At 46.3% G+C, this 5470-nt stretch carries 2 protein-coding genes; both read right to left on the bottom strand.

The genetic code is table 11. The features are described from left to right. Positions 1–145 precede the first annotated feature (145 nt). A complete protein-coding gene (locus A3766_RS02870; protein ID WP_068508268.1) occupies positions 146–5068 on the bottom strand; it encodes a DUF6701 domain-containing protein in 4923 nt (1640 codons plus the stop codon). Then, the coding region (locus A3766_RS30230; protein WP_068641625.1) for a hypothetical protein at positions 5061–5470 on the bottom strand (410 nt) is incomplete at its 5' end. The genes A3766_RS02870 and A3766_RS30230, both read right to left, overlap by 8 nt.

Genomic DNA, 5470 nt, shown 5'->3' with positions numbered 1-5470 from the left:
ACCCGTAAAATCAAAGAGCTTGATATGAGCTTTGAAGAGAGTACTGAGGAAGAGGATTAAGCCCCTCCCTCCGCATTACTCTCATATTTTGTAGGCAGCGGGTTCCATCCCGCGCTATGCCCAAACCTTGGAGCACGACCTAGAATCAGTTACTCACTTCTCGCCAGTAAATAATTCTGTCGTGGCCTCGATATTGACCAAACTGCGCCTCAACAAAGGGGTGCTCATCATCCAGAGCGCCATCTCCGTCCCAGTCAAAACGCAACCATGGCAATGCAGATAAGTCCTGATTAACTTGAACTTTTCCAGCCCCGCCGACTCCTGGAGCGCTGAAGCTAAAGTTTTCATTTTGCGCATCATCGAGAGGAGCATTCACACTTAAGGTAGTTAACTCTGAACCCACAAGAATATCTTCTAAGCTCGTAGCACCACTACCTAAAGGTGTAACAGTTGGAACAACTGCGGTACATTGATCATCAGTATGGGCAACAAAGGTTCCGGCGCTAGAATAATATTGGGGGTAAGCCTTCATTTTTAACGCTTGAGTATCAGGCCCATAGGCATTCTCCATTTTCCACCGTCCTTGCCGTAATTCTGAGCTAAATTGGAAACCAAGCGCTGCTAAATTACTAGTGCCTGTCACATCATCATCGTCTTCCAAAGTAACGACCAAATCAATATCTGCGTCAAAAGGAACGATATTGGTCCCTGCAGGTCGATCATAACTGAAGTTAGGGTTACTAGAGTGGATAAGTAAGCTAAGCGTTCCATCAATATCTGTTGTCGCACCATAACTTATATCTCCAACTGGCGAGGATAATGTCGCCGCCGTCGCTGCATTATCGGTATAGCAAAAACCCTTAACGCCTACACTACCACCACAAGACTCATCTAGCTCCAGGTTTGCACCCAAGCGCCAAAAATCACCTTCATAGTTTTGTGTAATCGTGCCATCAGCACGTACAGCACTTATCGTCAATTCAGGGACAGTATTCCATTGAAAGGCCTGATTCATATAAGTGAAGGGCGATAGTCCAACGACATTACACGCTGGGGCAAAATTTCCTCCTGTGACGGAAAAGCTCACATCAAAACGATCAGGGATAAACCGACCAACATTACCACTTGTACCACCGCTGACGACTTCACCCGCATAATCGGGCACGGCATAGGCTTCCATAGTGAAAACCCCCACCTCATCTATTTGTTGCGTCACCGACACAACACCATCATCTGCCAATGTAAAGGCCACATTGCTCTCGGCAACATTGGCATTAACACCACTTAGCGGTGCAATAAGATTACTACGCAACGATATTGGCGAAGGACTGATATAGCTCTCAGCCGTTGTTGCGCTTGCATCCGCGCAGACAGCTCTAAGCTGCTGAGTAAAATTATCACCGACCGTTGCAAACTCACTGCAAGATCCAAAAGGAGAAGAACAACTTGGCGCGCTCGGTACAGTCGACTCAATCAAGGAAGGAGAGACAACAAAGGCATTAGACATAAGACCTTGCATAAGTGGCGTTTCACTGAGCCCATCCTCATGTTCAAAGTTAATAGACAATATTTGTCCAGCATCTAAATGCCTAACGTCAAGATCTGCTACACCTTGATCAAAATCTAAAGTCAGATTATCACTAGCAGGTAAACTGTTAGCGATAAGCGTGTTATTAAGGCTTAGGGAAGTCCTGGCCGTATCTGCAATAGCGGGTGACTCATCAGATTGATAATTCACCTCAAACCATGCTTTTAAATCTTTACTCCCGTCAAAATCAGTCAACACTGAACAAGCACTACCACTTGGTTGAGTTTGACCGACAGCGGTTAATGTCATCGATTCAGAATTACCACAAACAAAAGAGGCCGGGTTGGTGGCAACAAATCCGTAAGCACTAAAGTTTGTACCCGGCGTTGCGGTAGAGCTTACACTCTCTGCAGTATCTTCGGCGGTCACGACCACACCATCAACCGCCCTCTCATGGAATAAAAAGACCGTTGCTGCACCGCTTTCAGAGCCATCCAGAGTGAGACCCGATATGGAGGAACCACCGCTAGCAGCATCATAAAACTCGCTATTTGAATCATCATTGGTACTTAAACCAATCGTACCAACATAGTCAGTTTTATCAGTAACACCATCCGCACATACAGCTTGAATACTCACTTCAGCTCTGGAACTCGGGCAGGCTAACCCATAGTCAGGCTGAGTAATCGAAAAACTACCTAAAGAACACGAGCTACAAGCATGAGAGTCCCCCATAGCCGTTCCAATTTCTGCTTCAGTCAGCACGCTATCGTAAACTTTAATCTCATCCAAACGGCCATAAGCTGAAGCGCCTGGTGTTAGATAAGTAGATGAATTGTCCCCGAAGAAGATATTTCCTACATCACCCATAGTGCCGTTAGATGAAATTGACGATGAGGCAGCAGAGCTTCCATCAACATATATATGCAATTCATCGGCAGATAAGTCCCAGGTTACGCCAAGATGAACCCACGTTCCCGCAACAACTGAGTTAGCACTTGTGTATAAGTTGAAATCAAGATCCGCGCTATCTTCCAAGGCAAATCGTAAGCGACCATCATTTAATTTTGCCAAGAAGAAATACTTATCGTTAGAATTTCCTATGACATCGGTAGTTGCATCAATTAAGGTCTTATCTCCACTCCCCACCCAGTTCTCTTCAGCTCGATACCAAAGCACAATAGTCCCTTGACTCCCTACGTCTGTGTCCAAGTCCAGCTGTGAGTCAATGGCATCAATCGTTGCTGAATTTGAGTTGTCGGGAATAAAACTACCTTTACAAACCTGGCCGCTGGCATGGGACTCTGCACTACCGACACTTAATCCCGCATTACCGTTACCCGAATAATCCTCGATCGACACGCCTGCGCCCGACCAATTATTTTGCTCAAAGGCAAAGTGAGCAAGAGGCTGATAGGCGCCACATGAACGTGTCTCGGTATATAAGGCATTCACTTGCGAATCACTTAGAACGCTGTTGTATATTTTGACTTCATCTAGCTGACCTTGAAAGTACTCTGGCGAACCACCTGTATCTTCTATCCGGCCGATACTCGTGAAAGAGTTGCCAATCACACCTGCTGCTGCGGTGCCACTTTGATCCAACACGCCATCAATATATATTTTATACGCACCACTACCGGCATCACGTGTTAGTACCACATGATGAAAGCTATTATCATTGATCACTCCTGAGGATTTTGTTGAGTAATCGTTACCGACCGATAAGCCAATATGGCCCGAGGCATCGATCCAGCCCCAAAAGATATCGTCGGAGCCTCCCGCCTCTTCTATACCTGCAATACCGGGCGCCTGCCATCCGGTATTATTTCCTACTTGTGTGGTCTTGATCCAAAAACTCAGTGAAGAGGTTCCCGTAAGCGTTGTGCCTACGGCTGAGCTTTCAATGTAGTCATCAACACCATCGAAATCGCCTGCTCGGCAAAGGTGTGCTGTATTCGTTGTGTCTAAGCCATTTTGAGAACTGGCATTGCTAGAACTAGCTGAGCTATCCACCACATCACCTGATGAGCCAGACCAAGCCGTCTCGTCCATTCGAAATTCTGCGACAGGTTCAGGTAGCTCACCTGTGACCGCACATGAACTCAAAGCTGCACTTGGAATAGCTTCCCAACTGCCACCGTCACGGCGCCATTGCAAACGAGCATAAGCTTGACCAGTATGCTCAAAGTGCTCCATCTGAACGATATAGCCCTGCCCAGAATTTAATAATTGCGCCGCAGAAGTGCTCGAATAACGCGGTCCATGAAGGCTCCAGTCATTAATAATCTCACTACCTTCAAGGTCTAAGCGTACACCATCATCTGAATACAGCCGGAACTCATAACTACCTGTTTGTGTCGGTACCACATAGCCATTCCAACGAATACTGAAACGCTCATTATTTCCAGAGGTACTAGGGAAAATAGTCGGCGTTCCTGAGCCCCAACCAAAATCCACTTGGCTATCTTTACGCAGATATGCCGTACCGGTAAATAAACCTGAAGGCTGAGAAACCTTGGTTCCACTTCCGTTACGTTGATCAAAGTAATGACCAGTTAAACCAGAGAAATCAACGCTGTGATCAGTACCATCCACCGTCAAGGTATATGCCTGGCCCGCTACAATTCCTGTTACCTGCAATACAACCGTTGTGTCACTTTGCTGACTAACACTACTAATCGTCGCTGCATTTAAGGAGTAGTAGCTAGTATCTAAGGCATCACTATCAATGGTATTGTCGAATTCGACTACCAAGAGATTATCAACACCACAGGCACCATGGACACTATCAACATTCAATACACCACTCGCCCCTTCTCTCAAAGCAATTAAGTGACCAATGGCATCATCAAAAATTGTTGACGCCGTCGCGACTCGATCACCCGATGCACCTGCCGTAGGTCGAAGCTCATATGCGGCCATTGTTGTTATTCCGTCATTACCCTTATGTTCCTCAATATCGTACATTTCAGTCATACCGACAGGTGCGGAAAACGCTGCGTCTCCGGCTTCAAGCGTATAAAATGCCACCAGCATTCCCCCCGAGCCTGAAGTATTGACCGACGGTGCTGTCACACTGGACCAACTCATACCTACGCTAGAATCTTCATCATCTATTGGTGTGGAGGTATCGACACCTCGAAAGACAGACATACCACCTATATACCGCCGATTCCGATTGCCATCAAAATCAAAGTTATACCCGGTCCCAGCGTCGCCAGACGTAGCCAGGCGATAGTACAATGATTGGAGTACATCATCGTCTCTGTCTTGAGAGCTAATCTGAGTCCAACCAGCTGGCGCTGTCACCCCATCACTACCACTTCTGTTTCGGATAGTAATCTGCACCAATAACAAATCATTTTCTTCAGCACTCGCTGGTACAGTAAGAGTGACATCATCGTTATTGCCATCTTCAGTCGTACTAGCTACAAAAGTAATTGCAGAATGAGCACTACTAGCGAAAGTAAACAGACAGACAATCACACATATACTTGTAATAAGTCGGAACAATAACAAAACATCCTTATCAATCATGAGCCCTCACCTGCACCGAACGAGTCGCCTGGTCCAAACCACTTCCACAGGTCGCTGTGCTTGTAAATGTCATATAATTTGTACCTGCCACCGTATCAATTCGGCAAATCAGTTGTGCAATGCAGTTATCCAAGCCAGGGTTACTCCCTCCTGCATCAAAGTCCAGATACCCCATTGCATCATTACAAGTTGTCCCACCAACGAACACTCTGTTTAGCGCTATCTGAGCACCGCTTTCCGCCGCGTAAAAGGCTCGTGTAGATTCAAAGTCTTGAGCAAAGCCCATACTGGAATCTTCAGCCAGATCACTCATTGCCAAAACGATCAAAGCAAGAATAACGATCAAAAATATTGTCGCAGGAAGTCCAATACCTCGCTGCTTAAGGTGTAGTTGTCTAAAGT

The sequence above is a fragment of the Oleiphilus sp. HI0132 genome, assembly GCF_001635845.1.
This window is presented reverse-complemented; position numbering and strand designations above follow the sequence as displayed.

Coding starts and splice junctions, on each gene's coding strand:
- A3766_RS02870 (WP_068508268.1), bottom strand. CDS start 5,068: ATGATTGATAAGGATGTTTTGTTATTGTTCCGACTTATTACAAGTATA.